Here is a 21,868-nt window from a genome sequence, read left to right on the forward strand (position 1 = left end):
GGTAATTAAAGCGCTTTACTTTCTTTTTCATCCTACAAGAAACCCTACAGAAATAGATAAAAACCGACAAAAAGTTATCAAGTTCGTACCTTATGCACTAGCAATATGAAAAAATTAGGGGATAAGTGGTGGTTATTTTCCCTAAAAACGTGGAGAGAAAACATGCTTCATAATAAAGCCCCTTTTGAATAGAGAAATAAATACCTTCAAAAGGGGTGAGAATTGGCTTTTTAGACCTTTATCTTTCTTGATGCTTATACTCGAGTAGTTTTACGACGTTTTCTACATCATTTTCAGCAGAAAGTTCGTTGATATTCACTTTATAAATGAGCGTATCCGTTGCAAAAAATTCATCTTCTCCCTGCGGCTTTACTTTTAAGTTTAAGATTTTCACCCGCACAATATGAGTGAACTTACCGCCTTTACCGGGCTGTATTTCACCCATTTGTATCCCGATATCGTCTTTTTTAATCGGGCGAACTTTTACTTTTTTATGCTGTTTACCGTAAACCTTCTCATAATGAGAAGTAATATCTTGATGTACCCAAGGTTCAAGAGATTGATAAATAAAATCTTTTACAACAGGCTGACTTACGTGTGATTCTATATTTTCTTCTGGTATATTTTCTTCTGCGGAAATGGAAAGCGTAAAACAAAAAAAGACAAATGCTGCTAAAAATAAAAATTTTCCCACGAAAAAACCCACCTTACCTGTTCGTTTATGTAGCCGATTTTCTAGATCTGCATCTTTATCTTTTGAACAAAGGCATGAAGGTATGCACAATTTTTTTGTGGAATTTACCCTATTAAAAATCAATTCAGTTTAAATAAAATACGTTCTAAATAATTGATTGAAAATTCAAATGCGGTTTAAGTACAAAAAAATAGCCAAGTGCGCCTTTACATATAGACACTTGGCTATTTTCATGATCATTTTATACTGCTGTTTTCTTATTGCCTTTAAAAATAAAATAAAGAGCTAATAACATAAATGCTACACCAATCCACCGGGATAGATCAAACGGTACTTCCTTGCTTCCAAACCAGCCAAAATGGTCGATAATCATACTTGCAAATAACTGACCGATAACAGTTGAGATATTAGCTGCTGTTACGCCAATTTTAGGAACAGCTAAAACGGTTAGAAATAAATAAGATGCTCCGAATAAAGCGCAAGTAAGCTGCCATTTAGGGACATCAAAAACAGAGAGAATGTTTCCTTGACCAAAGAATACAATGACAATCGTTAAAATCATGGCACCTGTCGCAAAGGTTAAAAAAGCTGTTTCAAACGTACCTGTTTTTTTACTTAGTGTGCCGTTAATAGAAGACTGAGCGCTTAGCGTTAATCCTCCTATTAAGGTAAGTATCACCATTAATAAACTCATCGTAAAACCCTCCTAGAAAATAAGTACAAGCGCAATTCCCATACATACAATAGCCATTACGCGTTCTTTGTTAATTCTAATTTTGCTGCTGCCAAGCCAACCAAAATGCTCAATGATCATACTGGTAATCATTTGGCCCATAATAACAGCAACCATTGAAACGCCAATTCCGATAAAAGGGATACTAATCACTAGAATCGTTAAATAAACCGTACCTAATAATCCCCCGGTTAAATTCCACTTAGGCGCTTTTAAGACGTAAGGTAAATCTCCCTTTCCAGCAAATAAAGTGGTCAGACCTAAAATGAGCGTTCCCATGATAAAAATATAATAACTGCTTTCAAGTTTTCCAACTGTTTTTCCAAGTTCTCCGGCAATAGCGCCTTCCATACTTAAGGCAGCGCCGCCTAGAACCGCAACCAAATAAACCAAAAACTTCACGTTTATCACTCCAATATTTCTTTATATTTGTATATCTAGAAAAATAGATATACTAAGTGAAAAAAACTCGTTAAAGTTTTTTTCGTAAGAATGAAGAAAGCTCTTGAAGAGTTTCTTCATTTCGGCGATAGTATGTCCATTGACCGTGCCGAATTGACTCTAACAAACCTGCTTTTTGCATCATGGAAAGATAACTGGACACTGTTGACTGAGACAGCTGAGCTTTTTCTTGAATATCTCCCACGCAAACACCGCCTCTGCTGCTGACCTCCTTAGGCAAATGTGCTTGTTTGTCTTTAAAATGCTTTTCAGGTTCTTTTAACCATTCCAATATATTTAATCGGGTTTCATTAGATAATGCTTTAAAGATATCAATAGGTTTCATACTTATTATTTTATTCGTCACAGCTCAGATGTCAAATGTTCAAGTTTGCATTTTCTATTTGAATAACAAGCAATGGGTTGAATTATAACAGCTGTGAACAAAAAGTCAACTTATAATAGAGTATAAAGAAGAACATTTTACCCAGTCGTTTTTCTACTTATATAATCAGAAAGCAACTTATTTTTTTGAGTAGAACAGGTGACATATTCCTTATTATTCAAGGGATAGTTTAGTAAAATAGAAAAAAGTGAATAACAAAAGAAGCTAGTCTATTTACTCAAGGGGAGGGCTGCATATGCAAGGGAAAACAAAACAAGTGCGCTTTCGCAATATGGTAGCGTATGGATTTGGGGATTTGTTTGGCGGAGGATCCTTTTTTATTATCGGCACATTATTTATGGTGTTTTTAACGGATGTAGTCGGGCTTTCTCCTGTAGAAGCAGGAACGATAGTAGCCCTTGGAAAAGTGTGGGATGCTTTGTTAGATCCAACCATTGGGTACATATCTGATCATCTTCAAACAAAAAAAGGACGAAGAAGAGTCTTTTTTCTTTTTGGAATCATTCCAGTTGCAATCACGTTCAGTATGCTGTGGATTCCTATTGAAGGCTCGCATATGTTCAAATACACCTATTTTATCTTAGCCTACCTTTTATTTAACACGGCGTTTGGTATGGTGATGGTTCCTTACAATACGCTAGCAGCAGAAATGACTACAGATTATAGTATTCGTTCGAAAATGACGGGAATACGCATGGTCTTTTCACAAGGCGCTTCATTTTTAGGTGCTTTCTTCCCAAAGCGAATCATCGATGCATTTCCAGGTGGACAAGGATATTTAATTATGGGAATTATCTTTGGTCTTCTTTTCGCTCTTCCATGGATTTTTGTCTACAAGGGAACATGGGATAGCGGAGAAATAGTGGAACGAAAAAAGAAAAACGGATTTTGGTTAGAATTTAAGCAGCTTTTTATCAGTTTTGGAAGTGCATTTAAAAATAAGTCGTTTAACGTGTATCTTGCCATGTATTTAGCATCTTACATTGCAATGGATGTATTTAATGCTCTTTTCTTTTATTTTATTGCTTATTACATGCTTCGTGAAGCCATCTATGCGGATACCCTGAGCTTTGTGCAAATTACGCAAGTGCTATTTATTCCTCTTGTTACGTACATAGCCATTAAGTTAGGAAATAAATTAACCTATAACTTCAGCATGATCATCTGGGGAACGGGCATTATTTTATTCAGTTTCCTAACAAAAGATAGCTCTTTAGTTCTTATTTACTTAGTGGCGTTTTTCTTAGGAAGCGGTCATTCGGGAGCGATTATGATTCCATGGAATGTACTGCCGTTTGTATCAGATGTAGATGAGATGATTACGACAAAAAGAAGAGAAGGCGTGTATGCAGGGCTGATGTCATTTATTCGAAAATCGTCTCAAGCGCTTGCTATCTTTCTTGTGGGAGTTGCCTTAAAGAATATTGGCTATGTGCCAAACGCCGAGCAGTCGGCGTCTACAATAGCCGGCTTACAAAAGCTGTTCATGATTGTACCAGCTATTTTGATTCTCGTTGGCATTATAGCAACCATATGGTTCAAAATAAGTCCGAAAAATCACGAAATTTTATTAGCTGAAATTCAAAGAAGAAAAAAGGGAGGAGGGGCGAAGGACGTTACTCCTGAAGCGAAAGCGGTTTGTGAAAGCTTAACGGGCTATAAATACGAACAGCTTTGGAAAGACGTCACCATTTCAAAAGAAATTCGAGATAAAACGGTTGTTTAACCTTGAACTTCATGAAAAAGCGTAAAATTTTCAGCGCAAATATTCGCTAATTATATCCAATAAGAAACTCCCTCTGACGTATTGCCTTTTAACAAAAAAAGAAATTCTCCTGTCTATCGACTCACTTTTCAGGTGAATTTTAGAAAGAAAGGATTTCTTAGCACTAAATATGTGCAATTTGGCACGTCTTGATAGGGTGGATTGTACAATTTATAATGAAACTATAAACTAGCCACAGGCGCTTTCAGGGCGCAGGTATAAATTAGAAAAAAGGAAGGTACAGTTTATGCCAATTCGATATGTTTGTCCACAATGCCAAGGAGCCGGTAAGAAATTTGGATTGATAAAGTGCAAAGTGTGTAGCGGCGAAGGAAATATTATCATGTCTTCTAATGAGCCAGATCCAACTAAAAATAAAAAATTAAAATCATCTTCTAAACAAGATAAAGCAATGTAAGCTATTGCCGAGGTATGTATAAGCCCCGCTTTTCTATAGAAAAGCGGGGCTTTCTGCTAGACAGAAGGGTGCTTTTCTTATGATACAATAAAATGAAAGTAGCTAAAATAACATAAAGGGAACCGAAGGAAGAGGGAGATAGATGGAATACACAGCAAAACAGTTTACGCCGCAGTTAGAAAAGCATATACATACAGTCGAAAGGTCTATGCAAGAACTTCTCATATCAATATATGAACAATATAAAGAAGCTTTTGAAAAGAAAGGGGTGCAGCTTTCTATAGATGTGATCCGTGAAGGGGAAAATCCTTTTCACCCTGGTTATCACGTCACTATTCAAGTGGGTATTTTGGAAAAAGATGAGTTTTTAGATGGTCTTTTTATTCCTATCTGGCACTGTGTACGCACGTTTTTTGGCATACGTTCTTCGAGGAAGCTCCCGGGAAGCAAGATAACCGGAGAGCTGATGGAAGAAACGGAGGAAGAAATCAAAAAAGAAGTAGTAGATTATTTAAAAATGCAGCTAGAAGATTAGAAGCAGGGTGCTTCTAATCTTCTTTAATTTGAAGAAGGTGTAGTTTCTTTTTCAATTTGCCTTTTAGCACGAATAAAAGCCGTCAGCTGCTGAACTTCTTCTTGAGACAGTTGCACACCGTCGACCGTAATCGTATGAGTTTGAGGCGATGTTAATTCGATGGGTGCATCTGAAGGAGAATGGGGTTCCTTTTCCTTACCAAGCAAGTAATCGGTTGATGTATTAAATAGTTCAGCGATTGTAACAAGTGCTTCAAGAGAAGGACGACGATAGCCAGATTCATATCCTGCGTAGGTGCTTTTAGCAATTTCAAGCTGGTCAGCTGTATATTGAAGGGACCATTTTTTTTCTTTCCTGAGTTGAGCTAATCTGCTTAACATTCGTGACGCTCCTTTGTACGTATAGTATGTAAAAAACCGAGGCATTCAGCTCACGCGTAGACCTCTATAATCAAACCGTGAGCTAATTTACATTTTTATTCATTATATCATTGCTACAGGGAAAAGTGTACGCGAAACGAATAATTTTTCTCTTGATTTATTGAATTCTGCTTACTATAATTACAGGTGAAGTACGCGAAATGAATATAATTTTTTTGATAGATTGTCAGATTTTTTTACAAAAATTAAGCAAAGGGGATGTCGGTTTTGAAAAAACTATTATTGTTATCAACTGGCGGAACGGTCGCTTCACTTGAAGGTGAAAATGGACTTGTTCCTGGAATGGAGCCAGATCAATTACTAAGCTACATACCTGATTTAAATGAACATTGTCAAATTGACAGTAAATCTCTTATGAATCTTGATAGTACAAATATGCAGCCTGAATGCTGGATAGAGATGGCAAAAGCGATTGAAGAGCATTATAATGAATACGATGGTTTCGTTATTACCCATGGAACAGATACAATGGCCTACACATCGGCAGCTCTTTCTTACATGCTTCAGCATTCTAAAAAACCAATTGCGATTACAGGATCTCAAATTCCTATTTCATTTAGTAAAACGGACGCGAAGCGCAATATTGCAGATGCGATTCGCTTTGCTTGTGAAGATACAGGCGGAGTCTATGTGGTCTTTGACGGTCGAGTGATTCAAGGAACAAGAGCTATTAAGCTTCGTACAAAAAGTTATGATGCATTTGAAAGCATTAACTATCCATATGTAGCGTCTATCCATGACAATACGGTGGAATATACAAAAACCGTTCATCCTAGTAAAGAAGAGTTAACGGTTAATACATCTCTTTGTACGGATGTAGCAGTTGTCAAACTGTTTCCTGGCATTAAACCGGAATTTTTCGATGGATTAAAGGATGTATATCAAGGCGTTGTTGTTGAAAGCTATGGAAGTGGAGGAATTCCATTTCAAGTTCGCAACATTTTAGCCAAGCTTGTTGAATTAACAAATCACGGTGTATCCGTTGTCATTACCACGCAGTGTCTTGAAGAAGGAGAAGACATGGGCATTTATGAAGTTGGCCGAATGATTAATCATGACAGCGTCGTTCGCTCAAAAAACATGAACACAGAAGCCATTGTTCCTAAATTAATGTGGGTGCTCGGACAAACCAAAGACCCTCATCAAGTTAAAAAGATGATGGAAACGTCGATTGCAGAAGATATTAATTAAAAAAGAAAGCAGGTACAGCTATGAAACAAGAAACAGCAGGATATCGTACAGAAGCTGATTTTCTAGGAGAAAAACAAATTCCAGCAGATGTATACTATGGTGTACAAACCGCACGTGCCGTAGAAAATTTCCCAATTACGGGTTATAAAGTGCATGAAGAAATGATTAAAGCGCTTGCTATTGTAAAAAAAGCGGCAGCGCTCGCGAATATGGATACAAAGCGCTTATATGAAGGTATCGGAAATGCGATTGTACAAGCAGCTGATGAAATTTTAGCAGGTCAGTGGCATGAATACTTTATTGTTGACCCTATTCAGGGCGGAGCGGGAACGTCAATGAATATGAATGCCAATGAAGTTATTGCGAACCGTGCTCTTGAAATTATGGGAAACAATAAAGGTGAATATGGAAAATTAAGTCCTAACAGCCATGTTAATATGTCTCAGTCAACAAATGATGTATTTCCAACGGCTATCCATATTTCAACGCTGAACTTATTAAATAAACTTCTTATTACGATGAATGATATGCATGATGTATTTAAACGAAAAGCGCAAGAATTTGATCATGTGATTAAAATGGGCCGTACGCACCTTCAAGATGCTGTACCCGTTCGTCTTGGTCAAGAGTTTGAAGCATACAGCCGCGTGTTAGCGCGCGATATTAAACGTATCAGCGCGACGCGTGACCACTTGCATGAAGTAAATATGGGGGCGACGGCTGTTGGAACAGGCTTAAATGCAGACCCTCGCTATATTGAAAATGTAGTCAAACACTTAGCTGATATCAGCGGTCTACCGCTTGTGCATGCAGAGCATTTAGTGGACGCTACTCAAAATACAGATGCTTATACAGAAGTATCTGCAGCGCTTAAAATCTGTATGACGAATATGTCTAAAATCGCCAATGACTTGCGTTTAATGGCATCTGGACCTCGTGCAGGCCTAGGAGAAATTAGCCTTCCTGCTCGTCAGCCTGGTTCTTCAATCATGCCGGGAAAAGTAAACCCGGTTATGGCTGAATTAATCAATCAAATTGCGTTTCAAGTAATGGGAAATGACCAAACGATCTCTCTTGCTTCAGAAGCAGGTCAGATGGAGCTTAACGTAATGGAACCTGTGCTTGTTTTTAACTTGCTTCAATCAATCAGTATCATGAACAATGGTTTCAGAAGCTTTACAGATCACTGTTTAGCAGGAATTGAAGCAAACGAAACGCGCATGAAAGAATATGTAGAAAAAAGCGTAGGGATTATTACAGCTGTTAACCCTCACTTAGGCTATGAAGTCGTATCTCGTATTGCGCGTGAAGCGATTTTAACAGGAAAACCAATTCGTGAGCTTTGCCTTCAATACGATGTGTTAACAGAAGAGGAATTAGATCTTATTTTGAATCCATTTGAAATGACGAACCCTGGTATTGCAGGAAGTTCATTGTTTGATCGTCAGTAAATAGAACGGCTTCCATAAGGAAGCCGTTTTTTTATGAAGGCATTTGTTGAATGACTCGGCGTATTTTCTGAGCTGTTGCAGCCAAGGCGTCATCTTTTTCAGCATATTTAGGAATTTGCGTATAAAAATCTCCGAAACACTCCTCTTTATATCTCGGAACGACATGCATGTGAAAGTGAGTTAACTCGTTAAACATTCCTCCGTTTTGAGAGAGGGTAACTCCGTCTGGAATAAAGAGTGTCTTAACTGCTTTGGTCATCAGTTTAGCTGCATTCATCACGGCCAATATGCGTTCAGTATCTAGTTCGTCAATTTCCACTATATGCTTTTTGGGAAGAATTAATAGGTGTCCTTCGTGTGGAAAAGGCAAATCGTTATTCAGTAGAATATGAATGGGCCAACGTGGTTTTTTACCAAGAAGTAGAAGCAATGACTATACAAGAAGCAAAAGAGCGCGTTCAACATGCAAAAGTAAACGCCGCTATTCGCGCTGTTCATGTCATAGAAGATGTCGAATCGTAACGAAAAACTGGATCCTTTCGGGGATTCAGTTTTTTTGAGCAAATGAAGCAGGGATTTATATGAAGAAAGGAGAATGCAAAAAGAGATTTAAAAACGAGCAGCTGGTAGCGTCATTCAACAAGAACATCTCATTTCAATTACACAAAGAAAGGTAGATGTAAATGAAAAAAGTATGGTCTGGATTAGTTGTTCTAATTGCTATTTGTTGGGTGATAACAGGATGTCAGCAAAGCAGTGCTTCAAGTGGAAGCGGTACTGTTGAGCAAAAGCTCGTAATCGAAAAATACATAGCCGATAATCAATATGGCCATGCGGTTAAAATGAAAGACCAAAATCAAGTGCAAAAAGTGCATCAGTGGTTAAAAGATGTATCATGGAGAGAAGAAAAAGCTGAAATGATTCGAAAACCTAACTACATTCTTCACTTTGAACCGGTGGAAACAAAAAAGGATATAAAGGTACAATCTTATCGGATGTGGGTTAACTTAGGAAACGAAACAGTTGAATTAGCTACAGATACCCACTATGCACAGTTAAAGGGCAAACAAGCAAGGTCATTTATTGAATTAGTAGAGCCGAAATAGAAAGCAACTAACTATACAACAATGTCCAATGAAAGCTAAAACTGCACCTATTCATATTGAAGCTATCTTCACCGATATGCTTGATGATCTCGAAGGCACAGAGCTGTCCATTACTAACGCGCTTGATATGAGGGTGTAGAAGTATTCAATGTGAGAGGTGACAAGCAGCAATTATTAAATGTAGCAATAAAGGATTATACTTATAGGTAGATCCATTGTTAAAACATTTTACTATAAGAAGTAAGGGAAAAAGAGAAATCAAGACGCTGATTTCTCTTTTTTATTCAGGCATGTCGATGATTATTATTTCCGCGCATTTTGCGTAAAACAAAACTCACAATTAAGACTAAAATAACAGCACCAATAATAGCAGGAACAATTGCGAATCCGCCAATCTCTGGACCAAAGTCTCCAAAAATTAGAGAGCCTAACCATGCTCCAATGAACCCAGCAATGATGTTTCCGATAATTCCACCTGGAACATCTCGTCCCGTTAACGCACCAGCAAGCCAGCCGATAAGTCCTCCAACAATAAGCGTCCAAATAAATGACATATACCTAACCTCCTTTTTATAGGGAATTCCTTTTCAGTCTTTCCTAAAACACACTTTGTCATGCGCCATGCTTGCTGCGAACCCTTTTACATTTTTTCATCTATTTATCATATATGCTAACATAGCCTAACTTTAAATTGAGGAGTTATGTATGAGAATTCACTGTGAAAGTAACGATAAAATGAAGGACAGTAGTTCAGTCATATACATTTTAGATTCAGTGCAGTTTATTCTTAAAAAGGGGCATAAGGTTCATTTTCAAGGGATTTTCCCTGAGTTTTAATTATTTTAACGCAATTTATGATATCATTTTAAGTAAACTAATTCTTAACGGGAGAACAATATGGAATCATTATTATTAGATGAAAAACTTAAACACATTACAAATTTAATTTTAGAAAAAAAAGAAGAGTTCTCAAAACAAAAAAAATATGAAGAAAAAGATATTCAACAACAATTAGAACCGTGGCGTGTTCATTTAATTCAAATATATGCTGATTCTATCTCAACAAATGATACAAAAAACTTTGAAGTGCTTGAGGAGTGGGGAAGAGAAGTAGCGAATTTACTCGTTGTACTTCAGCTTCCATTGGATGTAGCATTAGAAGAAATTAGCTATTACCGAAATGTTATCGGGGAAATTATTAAAGAAGAAGCAAAAGCTGAGCCGTTTACATTTGATGCCTTCTATCAAGTTATTTCTCGTTTCAACGTAGTAGTGGACAAGGCTGTGCACTGGGTTAGCAAATCGTATATGACTGACTTTGCCAATAAAATCCAATCCGCTCGCTATGCAATTGATGAACTTTCAATTCCTGTGGTACGCATTACGAAAGAAATTGGCGTGATTCCTCTTGTTGGCGATTTAGATACAAATCGCGCTCAAATTTTAATGGAAAATGCGCTGCAACACGGCAGCGACTATAAATTAAATTGGTTGATTATTGATTTATATGCCGTTCCAATTATTGATACAATGGTAGCCGACCAAATTTTTAAAGTAATCGGTGCTTTAAGATTATTAGGAATTCAAGTGGTTTTAAGCGGTATCCGTGCTGAAATTGCTCAGACGATAGTGAACTTAGGGTTAGATTTGGCTGACATTACGACTTTCAGTAGCCTTCACCAAGCAGTGGAATATGTTAATCAAGCGGACTAATACAAAACAAAAGCCCATGATATGGTTACATACTCATGGGCTTTTATTGGTAGAAGAAAATTTGAAGTTTATTTAATAAAGCGTCTAAGGATTGACTAACTTGAAGTGTGTTAGGACTTGTCATTCCTTCACGGACAGCCGTTTGAATCATTAACGTTCGTGTCTGTTCGATTTCTTCTATTAGTATTTGGTACATGGATTTGTCTTTTTGGTGGGTTGAAAGCAGCATGTTAATTCCTCTTTTTTCTATAGTGATTATGGTTAAATTAACATTAATAGGTTTATTTTTAAATATTATGAAATTAAAAATAGTAAATTTTAAGAATTTTTCATATAAAAAAAGAACCTCTTTTTCAACAGAGGTTCTTTTTTTAATATAATAATTTATTATGCATGTTTATGATTACCACGCATTTTTCTCATAATGAAACTTACGATTAACACTAAAACGATTGATCCGATAATAGCAGGAATAATAGCAAATCCACCTACAACTGGTCCAAAGCTTCCAAAGATAGCTGAACCTAACCAAGAGCCGATAAAACCAGCAATAATGTTACCAATAATACCTCCCGGAACGTCTCTTCCTGTAATTAATCCGGCAAGCCACCCAATAATACCACCTACAATAAGTGCCCATAAAAATGACATAAATATCATCCTCCTTTTTAATGATGTATTGCTTATATAGGTTATTACCCCACTTAAAAGAAAACTATTCATAGAATAGCAAAAAAAATAAAAAAAACTTGTAAAGGGATCTACGAACTGCGATAGAGTCATAGAAAATAGACTAACTAGTATATAATAGAAAAAGGAACATAGTTTAGCAGAGAAAGGAGACATGAAGTGAAAATAAAAAACCAAAGCGATGTAGTAGAACAGCACTTGATTCAGCACTGGATGTATTTTCAGCATACGAAGAAATCTGTGAAGGTGGATACGTCAGAAATTAAATGGATTTCTGCACCTCCTTACAATCGAGGCGTATATGCAGGAACCCATCATATTGAGCCTGCATTAGGGATATGCCCTCCGGCAGGGGAGGAACCTCTATGGATTGTTGGTCCATCTTCATATGATAACCTTAGGCCAGTTCTTCATAAAAATGGATTTGTTCCTTATGAAAAATGGATCGGAATGATTCAGTTCATTCAAGAAAAAGAATACATACATGCAGGAGTAGAAGGGTTTCAATGTAAGCGAGTGCGCACAGAAGCTGAATTGAAAGAATGGATAACGGTATACATAGACGGCTATCAAAAACCAAAAGAAAAGCAAGCTGACTTTCTTGAAAGATTTAGGGAGCTTATGCAGCACACTGACCAATATCAGTTATATCTTGGCCTTTATCACAATCGGCCAGCTGTAGCTGGGTCCCTCTTTTTTTATGAAGGTACAGCTGGTTTGTATTGTATCACTACAGCTAGACATATGAGGAGAAAAGGACTGGCCACCGCATATTTGAAGGAAGTTCTTACTCAAGCAAAAAAACAGGCCCATACGTGTATTTTGCATGCCACAAGTGCAGGAAAGCCAGCCTATGAGAAACTTGGTTTTACAGGGGTTAACGAATTTGATGTATATAGATGGAGAAATAGAGATGGAATATAATGTGCTGCAGCTTGCGAAAAAAAGAGACAAAATTCGACAAATTTTTAAAAAAGTGTAGCTTCCACTTCGTTTTTGGTGTATCCTAGGAAAAAGCAGCAGCATGAGCTAGTGTTGTACATAGAACACAGATAAAAGGAGTCATTATGAAACATTTTTTTAAAACGAGCACGTTTTGGATAGGTTTGGTTGTCGGAATCGCGCTCACATTTGGGGGATATTTTACTGTTACTAGTATTTATGATTATTATTTAGGGTGAGAACAGCTGAAAGTATTGACTGCCTCTCAGAAAAATCTTCAAACTGCTTTTAAAGAGTATAATCAGCTTATGGCCGAAAAAAAAACTAAAAAGCAATTTATCAATGAACTCGATGATATTTCAAACACTATAAACTATGAATATAATGAATTAGCTTCCCTTGATCCTATGATGAAAACAATGTATAAGCATACGGGTGTCATCGATGATATGGAACTGATGATTGATAATATCGATAGCATTTATGAATTAACGATGAATGATCACAAAGACGCAACAAAACCGCTTCAAACCTACGTATCTGATTTAATGGAATATGTAGAAAAAGATATGAAAAAAGAAATAAGTATGCTAAATAAATAGAACAAAACAGCTGTCTAAACAAATAGGCAGCTGTTTTTTGTTGATTATAAAAGGAATCTTTTGGTTGCAGGCGAAAGAGTATACTATGTACCAATTCACTTACGTGCACCACGTTAACAAAAAGGGAGGACATAGTATGAAAAAAGTGGTGGTTATCCTATTTAGTTTGTTTTCATTAGCCGCATGTCAGGTGCCTACAGCTGAAACGCTTGAAGATCCTTATCCACCCTCTATAAAAATAATAGCGGAAGGCAAAAAAGCCATCATCAAGCCTTTATTTTTTTGTTGGACCGAATGTGAAGCTGAGTTTGGCGAACGAAAAAATTTTAGACAAATCGTTATGAAAGATAGTATCCCCGTCTCTCAAGATGGTCAAGTGTCCATTGAAATAGATGGTAAAAAACCTAATGCTCTTTATTACAAACAAATTCGCAATCAGTCTATTTATGAAAACATAGTAGAAAAAAAGGACATAAAAAAAACATCTGCTATTACAGTAGATTCTACCTATCGCGGTGATCGATATATACTCGTAGCGGACTGGAAGGATACCAAAGGAAAAAAGCTAATTGGGCGTGTCTATTACACCCCAGTAAAATTTGAAACGCCATAGCTATGGCTCTCTATGCTGTAATAGAGAACCATAATATGCTTAACTAATAGAATTAAGCGCTTGTGCAAGAGAAGAAGTAGTTTTAACACCTTCAAATGAAAGCCCTAAACGAATCGCAGTTTGAGAAATTTCCGGTCGAATTCCAGATAAAATTGTTTGCACACCAAGTAAACGAAGAGCTTTTACCAAATTAAAAATCTCTTGTGCCATCATCGTATCAATCGTAGCTACACCGAGCAGGTCAATGCATAAATGTTCAACGCCTTTTTCCGAGCATTGCTGAAGCGTGTTTTCTAAAATAAACTGACTTTTGACCGTTCCAATATCCCCCACAAGAGGCAGAAGTGCAACTTTGTTTTGAAGCATGATGACAGGAGAACTTAATTCATCAATTAACTCTTTCTGAGCGTTCAGCTGTTCTTGCGTATTTTTATGATATTCTTGAATAAAGGTATAAATAGATAGATCAAAAGCTTTAACAATAATGTCATACCACATAAATATCTTATCTACGCTTACCTCCTCCGAATGCAAAGAGATAAACTTTTTTAAGTAATTAACGGCAATTTTTTGTGAATTAAAATATTCTCGAACAATAAAGTGAAGAGGCGTACTTAAATGCTTTGGATCACGCGCTAGTTTTATCGACCACTGCTGGAAATCCGAAAAAAAATACTCCTCATCTTTTATAAATACGTCAAATAAATGCTGAAAATAATCTTGATTTTGCTGCTTCAGTTCTTTCACAATTGCTGGATTTTTACTCGAATATACGGAGAACTCATTTTCATCGTCGAGCTGATTGTACCAGTCTTCAGTTAATTGAAGAGAATGTTCTTTAAAAAAATGATATAAGTCCTGATTTTTATGCATGAAGACTCTCCTTACATATGTATAGTCTAATTGATTTATAAATAAAGGCATAAAAGCACCCCCTGATATAGAGTGAGGATGCTTATAAATAAATCCATTATGAAGCGCATTTATTTTCCTATACACCTTGTTTTCCCTAACTACATACTCTCAAACCCAATTTATTAACAAATAAACATTTTTCAACTAGCATATTCATGTATTTTAAATATTTTTCTAGATGAGGATTACCACTTGTGCTTATAGCCTTAGCTTTGGTAATGCATCTTTGATGTTTTGATAGACTAAAATAAAGGACATGTCATCCTCTATTGTGCTCATATGTATGACCATGTTAGGAGAAATACCCGTTAAAACAAGCTAAGTTCCCATAAGCTTTAGCCAATTGTAAATATTAAGAATATCACGGCCGAATGAATCGTTAAACTGAGCTAATCCGGAGACGTCTAGGATTAAATAACGATCTTTGCTGCTTGTATTACGCGAGGTAAAGCTGTTATATAGCATTTTTATACGCCGTTCGTTTAACGTTCCGATTAATGGAAGAACAGAGATTCCTTTCTCTATTAGCACAATAGGGGTAGCCTTTCAACTTCTTCCAAAACTTGCTGTAGCTGTTCTTGGGCTGTAATTTCTATTGTTACGTCTTTTTGAACACCGATGAAGTAGTATTTATCTTCTTCTACGTATGTTGGGTCAATCGTTAACTGATTATGGAAGGAAGAGCCGTCTTTTCGATAATTAACAAGCGTAACAGAAACTGACTGATTGCGGCTGATAGCGCTGCGAATTTCATCAACGTGGTGCGGGTTTGTAAGAGAGCCTTGTAGAAAACGGCAATTTTCCTCTAATACTTCTTCTTCCTTATAGCCGGTCATAAGGGAAAACCCTTGATTGAGGTAAATAATTGGGTTATCAGGCAAAGAAGGGTCCGTCACGATAATACCAGATTGTGAGCTATGAAGGGCTTTATTTAAAATGGACCATTTTGAATCTTGAGCTTCAGGTGTAGTCAATGCATTCCCTCATTCCTTGGAATTTTTATAAAAATATTGTGACATACACACGTCTAAAACACAATTTTCGACGCATTTGCTGTTAGAGAAAGAATGAAGATAAGGAAAAATATGTTATAATAGTTTCAGGGGTAAAGGGAGTGTGAACAAACGTGATAACCATTAATTTATTTAATGTTAGTTTCTTTGTGATGGCGCTAGTAGGCTTCATTCTCATTTTTTATTTGCGTCTAAAGTTTAACCGTCCACTGTCATTATTTAAATGGTCTTTCTTGTTCGGAACGGTGCTGCTGTCGCTAAGCGTATACTTGTTTATGGCGACCAGCCAATATATTCATTTGATATGGAATACAATCGGCTCAGTTATGACAGCGCTCTATCTTATCAGTATTATGGTCGGAGCAGAAGAGTCATAAATACATATGTTTGAAAGTCTATTGAAAGTGGAAAATAAGTAGAGATGCATAAAAAAGAAAGATACGAACTTACATTCTTTTAGCCGAAATAATGACAACTTGAAAACACCTCGGTACAAAATGCCGAGGTGTTTTTTCATAAATAAAAAGGAAAGGAGAATATTTAGAGAAATACTAGTCATATTTTACTGATTGTAGTAAAATGAAAAGTTATTATTCTATCTTTAAGTTGTTGCTATTGGAAACATATGTTAGTCTAAAAGTGGTATACATTTTAGGCGATCTTGAAAAAGAGAGACGAGAAGCTTTTATCTAGGTTTCTTAAAAGCTTTACGTTTACTGAGGTGAAACAATGAAATCTCAAGTACAAAAATTTGTAGGCTATTTATTAGCTGGTGATCAAGATAGCGCTTGGGAAGTTGTGCTAGAAGAAATCCAACAAGGAAAGAACAGCCTAGATATTTATGAAAATTTAATTACAACCGCAATGCGAGTAACTGGAGATATGTGGGAAGAAAATATCATTTCTGTAGCCGATGAGCATGTTGCGACTACGACATGTGATTATGTACTAACTCGCTATCGCTTTTATAAAAAAATTCAGGGACACGCTTCAGACCTCGCTCCGAAGGCACTGCTTCTATGCTTGGAACAAGAACAACACTTTATTGGTTTAAAGATGGTAGCTTTATTGTTTGAAGAACACGGCTGGAATACTCGTTTTTTAGGGGCTAATCTACCTCTGGAATACGCTGAGAAAATGGCCATGGAATGGAAACCGCAGATGGTAGGATTATCTGTCAGCATCCCTTATCATATTGAGCAGCTTGCTGAATATACCAAAACTTTGGATAAATTAGAACCAAAGCCAACCGTAATGGTAGGAGGGCGCTTAGTTTCTCAAATCGATTTCCGTTCCTACTGTTCTGAGCATACATGCCTAATCCCGGATCTTCATCAATTAAATAACTGGTTAGTCAGTTATCAAAAAGGAGTGGAAGTTAATGTCGATGCTTGAGTACGTTCCAGTCCCTTATTTTTTAGTAGATACTGAATTTAATATTTTAGAATGGTCCCAGCAATCATGTCATTTGTTTAAGCCTCCAGCTAATTTTTTAGATCTTGTAGACGTATTTAGTCAAGAAAAGGTGAGAAAGTTTTTAAGCTTGCGCCAAAAAGATTCTAGAGAACTGTCTGTAAACGAATCCCATGATGAGCAAACGCTTGTTCAAAGCCGAGGGCAGGCTATTCAGAAAGTAGAACTTGTGATGCACACCAATGATTCGCCTTATTCACTGTTTGAATGCTTAATTCAATGGGACAATGATATAGGTCATTTAGTTTGTATTCGCCAAGATGAACGTATACAAGAGCTAACGAATCTTGTTCAAGACCATCGGAAACGATTAGCAGATACAGATTTTGAACTGCTTGAACAAAAAGAACGCCTTGAAAAATCATTACAAAAAATTAAGCAGTTGTCCGCTTCTTTTATTAAATTATCCTCTAAAGTAGGACTTATACCTCTTTTTGGGGACTTAGATACAGCTCTTGTAGCTGAAAATACGTGCATTTTGCAAAACTGTGCGCATGAAGGAAATTACACCACGCTTCTATTTGACTTTGGAGGATTAGATATATTAACACCTGAAGGAATTCAAGCTTTCGCAGGCTTTATGCAGTCCTTCTATCTTATGGGTATCACATGCTATATTATTGGTATGAAGTCACACCATACGGCTTCTTTGAAAAATAGAACGTTTGGTGATCAAATTATTTATATGAATAATCTGAGTGAAATTGTTGCTGTGAATAAAAATGTAAGTTAAAAGAGTGGAGGAGAAGAAAGAATAACTTTCTTCTCCTCTTTCTGTATACACTTATCTTCTTATAATTAAACATCTATTAAACCATCTGTTTATATTTTAGCTGAAATGATAGCGTTGAGACGTTGAAGCCCAACGTTCAAATCAGTATCGCTCAGAAGGGAATAGCTTATTCGAATATGAGCATGAAGAGGCTTATGAACAAAACATGCTTCACCGGGTAAAAAGCAAACATTGTGCTCCTGGGCTTTTTTTAATAATTCGAATGTGTTCATAAGCTAATTTTTAAATCTTGTGATAGCTTGCGTAAAGAAGGGAGCTGATCGCCAGGTTTTATCATGCCCGTTTGGATGCGGTAACGAATCTGCTCATAGATTTGCTGATAAATGGGTATCGATGATTGTTTGTGTACGTTAAATTTCATTGTGTCACCTAACCATTCTTTTTCTTTAGTTAACCTTAAAATAAGCATGGGCGCAACTGGAAAAACAGCAACTGTTATAGTCAGTGTTTTACTGTTATATCTTCTTTCTTTTACACTCATGACATGTTTAAAGGAGGAAAGATATATGGTTATTATTAATTATGTACTTATCTGTTTCATTTTTGGCACGACATTTTTAACAATTAAACTGGGCATTGAAGCAGGAATGCCTCCACTTTTTTCAGCAGGAGCTCGCTTTCTTTTAGCCGGAATCTTAGTAATCTCGTACTTTGCGCATAAAAGAGAAGTTCGACGTTCATTATTATTCTCAAAAAAAGTCATGGCGGTAGGATTTTGTTTAACATTTATGACATTTTTAACGCTCTATTGGGCAGAACAACATGTGACATCCGGTCTTGCAGCTGTTTTATCCGCAACTGGACCGATGATGATATTGCTTATTCAAGTGATGCAAAAGAAAATGGAATTAAAAAAAGAACAGGCATTCTCTTTGCTTCTGGCTTTTACCGGTGTGATTTGCATTTCACTTCCAAATATGACGGCCACTATGTCTTATTTGTGGACATTAGGCTGTATCATTATCATAATAGGAGAGGTATTTTACGGGATAGGCAGCAATTATTCGAAGTCATTGTTAAATGAGCTAAAAGAAGTTTCCCCGTTTTTAATTAATGGTATTCAGATGTTTTACGGAGGAGTATTTCTACTGGTGCTATCTTCATTTACAGAGCGGATCAATGTTTCAAACATTATGCACTGGAACGCAGTGTGGTCTATTGTATATTTGATTTTTGTTGGATCAATTGCGGGGCACGGCTTATATTATTGGCTTATCGCCCAAACGAATCCAGTTTTTCCGTCTACTTGGTTGTATGTAGCGCCTTTAATTGCGGTGTTAATCGGTCACGTATTCTTAAATGAAGCCGTGACGCCTTCTATCATTGGCGGAGGTCTTCTTATTTTAATAGGAGTGTTTATGGCTAATCGTGCAACTTTGCGATTATATTTGAAAAAAGGTATGCTATTCAAAAAGCAAATGTAAAACAAGTCAGCGAATGCTGACTTGTTTTACATTATGAGTTTGCTGACATCGTATGAGACGGCAAAATGATGTCTTGGTCGACTAGGAAGGACAAAAGTTCTCGTGTAGCATATGACATATAGCGGTCTTTTTTCAAGATGATGCCGAGCTCCCACATTGGAGTAGGTGCGGCAATTGGAATACTTTTAATAAAAGGATTATTGATCTTTGGAAACACGGACTTTGGTAAAATAGCAATACCTAATTCAGAAGCGACTAGTTCAATAATCAAATCCCATTGCGAACTTTCATACGCTATTTTTGGATGAAAACCAGCTTGAATGCACTCGTGAATAATCCGATCATGAAGAGAAAAGTCTTTACTGAACAGGACAAATGGCTCTTCTCTCAGCTCGCTCAAAGCAACAATTGATTTAGCTGCCAACGGATGCTCATGATGAATATATAAATTAAACTCTTCTTCAATAAACGGATAGACGTGAAAAAGAGGGTTTTGAATAGGCAACACGATAATACCCAGGTCTACTTGTTCGTTTTCTACCAGTTCGACAATTCGCTTTGCGCCAAGCTCCACAAGCTCTAACTTCACCTGAGGGTGCTTTGATGTAAAGTTTTTTGCAATCATCGGGAAAACAACAGTCCCTACTAAAGGAGGAATTCCTACTTTAATATCTCCTGTAGGCAGATTCCGTAAATCATCTAACAGAGCATGCAGCTCGTGAAGAGTGGATACCAGCTTTTGGCTTTGCCCATACACAATCTGTCCTGCATCGGTTAACGTCAGCTTTCGAGTAGAGCGATCAAAAAGATCTACGCCGAGTTCTTCTTCTAGTTTTTTTACAATTTTACTTAATGCTGGCTGAGACAAGTGAATTGCAGCTGCTGCTTTCGTGAAACTTTTTTGATTAACTACTTCCATGAAATGTTGCAGTTCTCGAATATCCATAAATTCTCCTCACTAGTATTCTTAGTTTTCATACTATTTATTCTATTTATCTATTTTACTTATGATTCAAATAAATGTAAACTCTTACATAAGGAAGTGAATAGTGATTCATCTAAAAATAGCACATCAAATTCCTCTAAATACGTTAGAAACCCGCATGTTTGTAAGCGTTAACAAAAAAACATCCTCGAAGAAAATCCTAAGAAAATATTTTTTTCTCCCGTAAAACAAAGCCGCGAGCGCAGAAATAACACGTGTTGAAATGTTCATTTTGTATACTGTTCTGACAATTAAGAAAGAGGAATAAAATGGTATAGTGCACCACTGAGGTGAGTCTATTCATTCTGCAAACGAGCCGTACATAGAAAAAAGGGCCGGTTTGTTAAAAATAATTGGGGGAGTGGTTGAGATGACATACGTTAAAGGACTAGAAGGAATCGTTGCAGCTGAAACAAAAGTAGGGCATGTTGATGGAGAGAAAGGTCAGCTGATTTATCGCGGATATTGGGCAAAAGATTTGGCGATAAATTATTCTTTTGAAGAAGTTTCTTATTTAATTTGGAACGGCACTCTGCCAAATCATGATGAGTTAAAAGCATTTAAACAAAAAATGGTGACTCATCGTACGCTTCCGGCTAATATTGTTGCGTTAATGGACTGTTTGCCAAAAGATACAGAAGTGATGAGCGCGCTTCGCACATGTATCTCAGCATTAGGAGACCCTTCATACAGTTGGCCTCCGACAAAAGAGCAGGCGCTTGCGATTACAGCGGTAACACCTACCATTATTGCCTATTGGTATCGTAAAATGAATGATTTAGAAGTAGTAGAGCCTAACGAGCATTTGGATCATGTAGCAAACTATTTATACATGATTAATGGAGAAATTCCAGATCAAAGTTTGGTTACTGCGCTGAATGCATATTTTGTTTTGACAATTGAACATGGGATGAACGCCTCAACCTTCTCATCACGCGTTATTTCATCTACCGAATCTGACATGGTTTCAGCTATTTGCGGAGCAATTGGCGCGATGAAAGGTCCGCTTCACGGAGGAGCTCCTTCTGGTGTTATTACAATGTTTGATGAAATTGGAAGTGAAGAGAATATTGAGCCTTGGGTTCGTAAAAAATTAGATAATAAAGAGAAAATTATGGGATTTGGTCATCGCGTTTATCGTACACATGATCCGAGAGCAGAAGCATTAAAAGAAGTATCGAAACAAATCTCAGGAGACAACGGGCTATTTGATTTAATTGTTAAAATTGAAGATAAAACAATTGAATTACTAAATGAATACAAGCCAGGTCGAGGTATTTATACCAATGTAGAATATTTCGCTGCAGCGGTTATGAAAGCGGTTGAGCTTCCGTCTGAACTATTCACCCCAACCTTCACAGCAAGCCGTGTGGTTGGCTGGACAGCTCATGTCGTAGAACAGTCAGAAAATAATCGTATTTACCGACCTCAGTCTGCGTATATAGGTTATACGCCAATCGAACAAAATCAATAATAATAAACCTGGTTTCACATAAAAAACGTCGGTAGATCCGACGTTTTTTTC

Annotated in this window: 29 protein-coding genes; 16 read left to right on the forward strand and 13 right to left on the reverse strand. The window is 36.8% G+C overall.

The annotated features are described in order from the left end of the window. Window positions 1-238: 238 nt before the first annotated feature. The 4 genes from M3225_RS08805 to M3225_RS08820 form a co-directional block, all read right to left on the reverse strand. The gene (locus tag M3225_RS08805) at window positions 239-694 is read right to left on the reverse strand and encodes a hypothetical protein (RefSeq protein WP_251392668.1); all 456 of its coding nucleotides are present in this window, start codon (window positions 692-694) and stop codon (window positions 239-241) included. A gap of 241 nt (window positions 695-935) precedes the next feature. Further along, on the reverse strand, window positions 936-1,388 hold the full coding sequence (locus M3225_RS08810; protein ID WP_251392670.1) for a DMT family transporter: 453 nt from the start codon (window positions 1,386-1,388) through the stop codon (window positions 936-938). A 12-nt stretch (window positions 1,389-1,400) separates the two neighbouring features. Beyond that, window positions 1,401-1,829: a DMT family transporter gene (locus tag M3225_RS08815; RefSeq protein ID WP_251392671.1), complete on the reverse strand. Its 429-nt coding sequence runs from the start codon at window positions 1,827-1,829 to the stop codon at window positions 1,401-1,403. A 70-nt stretch (window positions 1,830-1,899) separates the two neighbouring features. Beyond that, window positions 1,900-2,214, reverse strand: a complete 315-nt coding sequence (locus M3225_RS08820) for an ArsR/SmtB family transcription factor (protein ID WP_013083854.1) — start codon at window positions 2,212-2,214, stop codon at window positions 1,900-1,902. Window positions 2,215-2,509: 295 nt separating this feature from the next. Between M3225_RS08820 and M3225_RS08825 the strand changes: the two genes are divergently transcribed. From M3225_RS08825 to M3225_RS08835, 3 genes are all read left to right on the forward strand, one after another. Then, window positions 2,510-4,000, forward strand: coding sequence for an MFS transporter (locus M3225_RS08825; protein ID WP_251392674.1), 1,491 nt, complete (start codon window positions 2,510-2,512; stop codon window positions 3,998-4,000). A 286-nt stretch (window positions 4,001-4,286) separates the two neighbouring features. Next, window positions 4,287-4,457, forward strand: coding sequence for a hypothetical protein (locus M3225_RS08830; RefSeq protein WP_251392676.1), 171 nt, complete (start codon window positions 4,287-4,289; stop codon window positions 4,455-4,457). A gap of 142 nt (window positions 4,458-4,599) precedes the next feature. Further along, a complete protein-coding gene (locus M3225_RS08835) occupies window positions 4,600-4,992 on the forward strand; it encodes a hypothetical protein (RefSeq protein ID WP_251392678.1) in 393 nt (130 codons plus the stop codon). 23 nt (window positions 4,993-5,015) lie between these two features. Here M3225_RS08835 and M3225_RS08840 read toward each other — a convergent pair whose 3' ends face one another. Continuing rightward, entirely contained in the window at window positions 5,016-5,372 is a 357-nt protein-coding gene (locus M3225_RS08840; RefSeq protein ID WP_251392680.1) for a helix-turn-helix domain-containing protein, read from the reverse strand. Between the two features lie 267 nt (window positions 5,373-5,639). On the opposite strand from M3225_RS08840, the gene M3225_RS08845 reads away from it, so the two are divergent. Both M3225_RS08845 and aspA read left to right on the forward strand, forming a co-directional pair. Beyond that, entirely contained in the window at window positions 5,640-6,623 is a 984-nt protein-coding gene (locus M3225_RS08845) for an asparaginase (RefSeq protein WP_251392681.1), read from the forward strand. Between the two features lie 20 nt (window positions 6,624-6,643). Beyond that, window positions 6,644-8,074 (forward strand): aspartate ammonia-lyase, encoded by a 1,431-nt coding sequence (gene aspA, locus M3225_RS08850; RefSeq protein WP_251392683.1) that lies wholly within the window; start codon window positions 6,644-6,646, stop codon window positions 8,072-8,074. 31 nt (window positions 8,075-8,105) lie between these two features. Here the strand turns inward: aspA and M3225_RS08855 are convergent, their stop codons facing one another. Then, complete coding sequence (locus M3225_RS08855) at window positions 8,106-8,504, reverse strand: HIT family protein (protein WP_374109816.1); 399 nt, start codon at window positions 8,502-8,504, stop codon at window positions 8,106-8,108. Between M3225_RS08855 and M3225_RS08860 the strand changes: the two genes are divergently transcribed. Then, window positions 8,432-8,596 (forward strand): hypothetical protein, encoded by a 165-nt coding sequence (locus M3225_RS08860; protein WP_251392686.1) that lies wholly within the window; start codon window positions 8,432-8,434, stop codon window positions 8,594-8,596. The two genes, M3225_RS08855 and M3225_RS08860, sit on opposite strands and share 73 nt — an antisense overlap. 161 nt (window positions 8,597-8,757) lie before the next feature. After that, complete coding sequence (locus tag M3225_RS08865; protein ID WP_251392687.1) at window positions 8,758-9,180, forward strand: hypothetical protein; 423 nt, start codon at window positions 8,758-8,760, stop codon at window positions 9,178-9,180. A 284-nt stretch (window positions 9,181-9,464) separates the two neighbouring features. On the opposite strand, the gene M3225_RS08870 is transcribed toward M3225_RS08865, so the two are convergent. Next, window positions 9,465-9,734 carry a GlsB/YeaQ/YmgE family stress response membrane protein gene (locus M3225_RS08870; RefSeq protein ID WP_013057765.1) on the reverse strand — a complete coding sequence of 90 codons (270 nt, stop codon included), beginning with the start codon at window positions 9,732-9,734 and terminating at the stop codon, window positions 9,465-9,467. 343 nt (window positions 9,735-10,077) lie between these two features. Between M3225_RS08870 and M3225_RS08875 the strand changes: the two genes are divergently transcribed. Beyond that, a complete protein-coding gene (locus M3225_RS08875) occupies window positions 10,078-10,893 on the forward strand; it encodes an STAS domain-containing protein (RefSeq protein ID WP_251392690.1) in 816 nt (271 codons plus the stop codon). A 43-nt stretch (window positions 10,894-10,936) separates the two neighbouring features. On the opposite strand, the gene M3225_RS08880 is transcribed toward M3225_RS08875, so the two are convergent. Both M3225_RS08880 and M3225_RS08885 read right to left on the reverse strand, forming a co-directional pair. Next, window positions 10,937-11,122 (reverse strand): aspartyl-phosphate phosphatase Spo0E family protein, encoded by a 186-nt coding sequence (locus M3225_RS08880; RefSeq protein WP_028414380.1) that lies wholly within the window; start codon window positions 11,120-11,122, stop codon window positions 10,937-10,939. Between the two features lie 158 nt (window positions 11,123-11,280). Further along, window positions 11,281-11,544, reverse strand: a complete 264-nt coding sequence (locus M3225_RS08885; protein WP_251392692.1) for a GlsB/YeaQ/YmgE family stress response membrane protein — start codon at window positions 11,542-11,544, stop codon at window positions 11,281-11,283. A 198-nt stretch (window positions 11,545-11,742) separates the two neighbouring features. Between M3225_RS08885 and M3225_RS08890 the strand changes: the two genes are divergently transcribed. The 3 genes from M3225_RS08890 to M3225_RS08900 all read left to right on the forward strand — a co-directional run bounded on the left by M3225_RS08890 (window position 11,743) and on the right by M3225_RS08900 (window position 13,740). Next, window positions 11,743-12,507: a GNAT family N-acetyltransferase gene (locus M3225_RS08890; protein WP_251392694.1), complete on the forward strand. Its 765-nt coding sequence runs from the start codon at window positions 11,743-11,745 to the stop codon at window positions 12,505-12,507. A 326-nt stretch (window positions 12,508-12,833) separates the two neighbouring features. Then, complete coding sequence (locus M3225_RS08895) at window positions 12,834-13,127, forward strand: hypothetical protein (protein ID WP_251392696.1); 294 nt, start codon at window positions 12,834-12,836, stop codon at window positions 13,125-13,127. A gap of 136 nt (window positions 13,128-13,263) precedes the next feature. After that, complete coding sequence (locus tag M3225_RS08900; RefSeq protein ID WP_251392698.1) at window positions 13,264-13,740, forward strand: hypothetical protein; 477 nt, start codon at window positions 13,264-13,266, stop codon at window positions 13,738-13,740. 39 nt (window positions 13,741-13,779) lie between these two features. Here the strand turns inward: M3225_RS08900 and M3225_RS08905 are convergent, their stop codons facing one another. Next, the gene (locus M3225_RS08905; protein ID WP_251392700.1) at window positions 13,780-14,613 is read right to left on the reverse strand and encodes an STAS domain-containing protein; all 834 of its coding nucleotides are present in this window, start codon (window positions 14,611-14,613) and stop codon (window positions 13,780-13,782) included. Window positions 14,614-15,179: 566 nt separating this feature from the next. Then, on the reverse strand, window positions 15,180-15,629 hold the full coding sequence (locus M3225_RS08910) for a PAS domain-containing protein (RefSeq protein WP_251392702.1): 450 nt from the start codon (window positions 15,627-15,629) through the stop codon (window positions 15,180-15,182). A 152-nt stretch (window positions 15,630-15,781) separates the two neighbouring features. Between M3225_RS08910 and M3225_RS08915 the strand changes: the two genes are divergently transcribed. The 3 genes from M3225_RS08915 to M3225_RS08925 all read left to right on the forward strand — a co-directional run bounded on the left by M3225_RS08915 (window position 15,782) and on the right by M3225_RS08925 (window position 17,874). Beyond that, a complete protein-coding gene (locus M3225_RS08915; RefSeq protein ID WP_251392703.1) occupies window positions 15,782-16,045 on the forward strand; it encodes a hypothetical protein in 264 nt (87 codons plus the stop codon). Between the two features lie 352 nt (window positions 16,046-16,397). Then, entirely contained in the window at window positions 16,398-17,063 is a 666-nt protein-coding gene (locus M3225_RS08920; RefSeq protein WP_251392705.1) for a cobalamin B12-binding domain-containing protein, read from the forward strand. Further along, on the forward strand, window positions 17,050-17,874 hold the full coding sequence (locus M3225_RS08925; RefSeq protein WP_251392707.1) for a hypothetical protein: 825 nt from the start codon (window positions 17,050-17,052) through the stop codon (window positions 17,872-17,874). The genes M3225_RS08920 and M3225_RS08925 overlap by 14 nt, the downstream gene beginning before the upstream one ends. A gap of 268 nt (window positions 17,875-18,142) precedes the next feature. Here the strand turns inward: M3225_RS08925 and M3225_RS08930 are convergent, their stop codons facing one another. Further along, complete coding sequence (locus M3225_RS08930; protein WP_251392709.1) at window positions 18,143-18,295, reverse strand: GntR family transcriptional regulator; 153 nt, start codon at window positions 18,293-18,295, stop codon at window positions 18,143-18,145. Window positions 18,296-18,440: 145 nt separating this feature from the next. Here M3225_RS08930 and M3225_RS08935 point away from each other — a divergent pair, with 145 nt between their 5' ends. Continuing rightward, window positions 18,441-19,358: a DMT family transporter gene (locus M3225_RS08935; RefSeq protein WP_251392711.1), complete on the forward strand. Its 918-nt coding sequence runs from the start codon at window positions 18,441-18,443 to the stop codon at window positions 19,356-19,358. Between the two features lie 31 nt (window positions 19,359-19,389). On the opposite strand, the gene M3225_RS08940 is transcribed toward M3225_RS08935, so the two are convergent. After that, window positions 19,390-20,304 carry a LysR family transcriptional regulator gene (locus M3225_RS08940; protein WP_013083830.1) on the reverse strand — a complete coding sequence of 305 codons (915 nt, stop codon included), beginning with the start codon at window positions 20,302-20,304 and terminating at the stop codon, window positions 19,390-19,392. 409 nt (window positions 20,305-20,713) lie between these two features. Between M3225_RS08940 and M3225_RS08945 the strand changes: the two genes are divergently transcribed. Further along, a complete protein-coding gene (locus M3225_RS08945) occupies window positions 20,714-21,817 on the forward strand; it encodes a citrate synthase/methylcitrate synthase (RefSeq protein ID WP_251392712.1) in 1,104 nt (367 codons plus the stop codon). The last annotated feature ends 51 nt before the right edge of the window (window positions 21,818-21,868 follow it).

Origin of the sequence: Priestia aryabhattai (assembly GCF_023715685.1) — a bacterium.
Classification (GTDB): domain Bacteria; phylum Bacillota; class Bacilli; order Bacillales; family Bacillaceae_H; genus Priestia; species Priestia aryabhattai_B.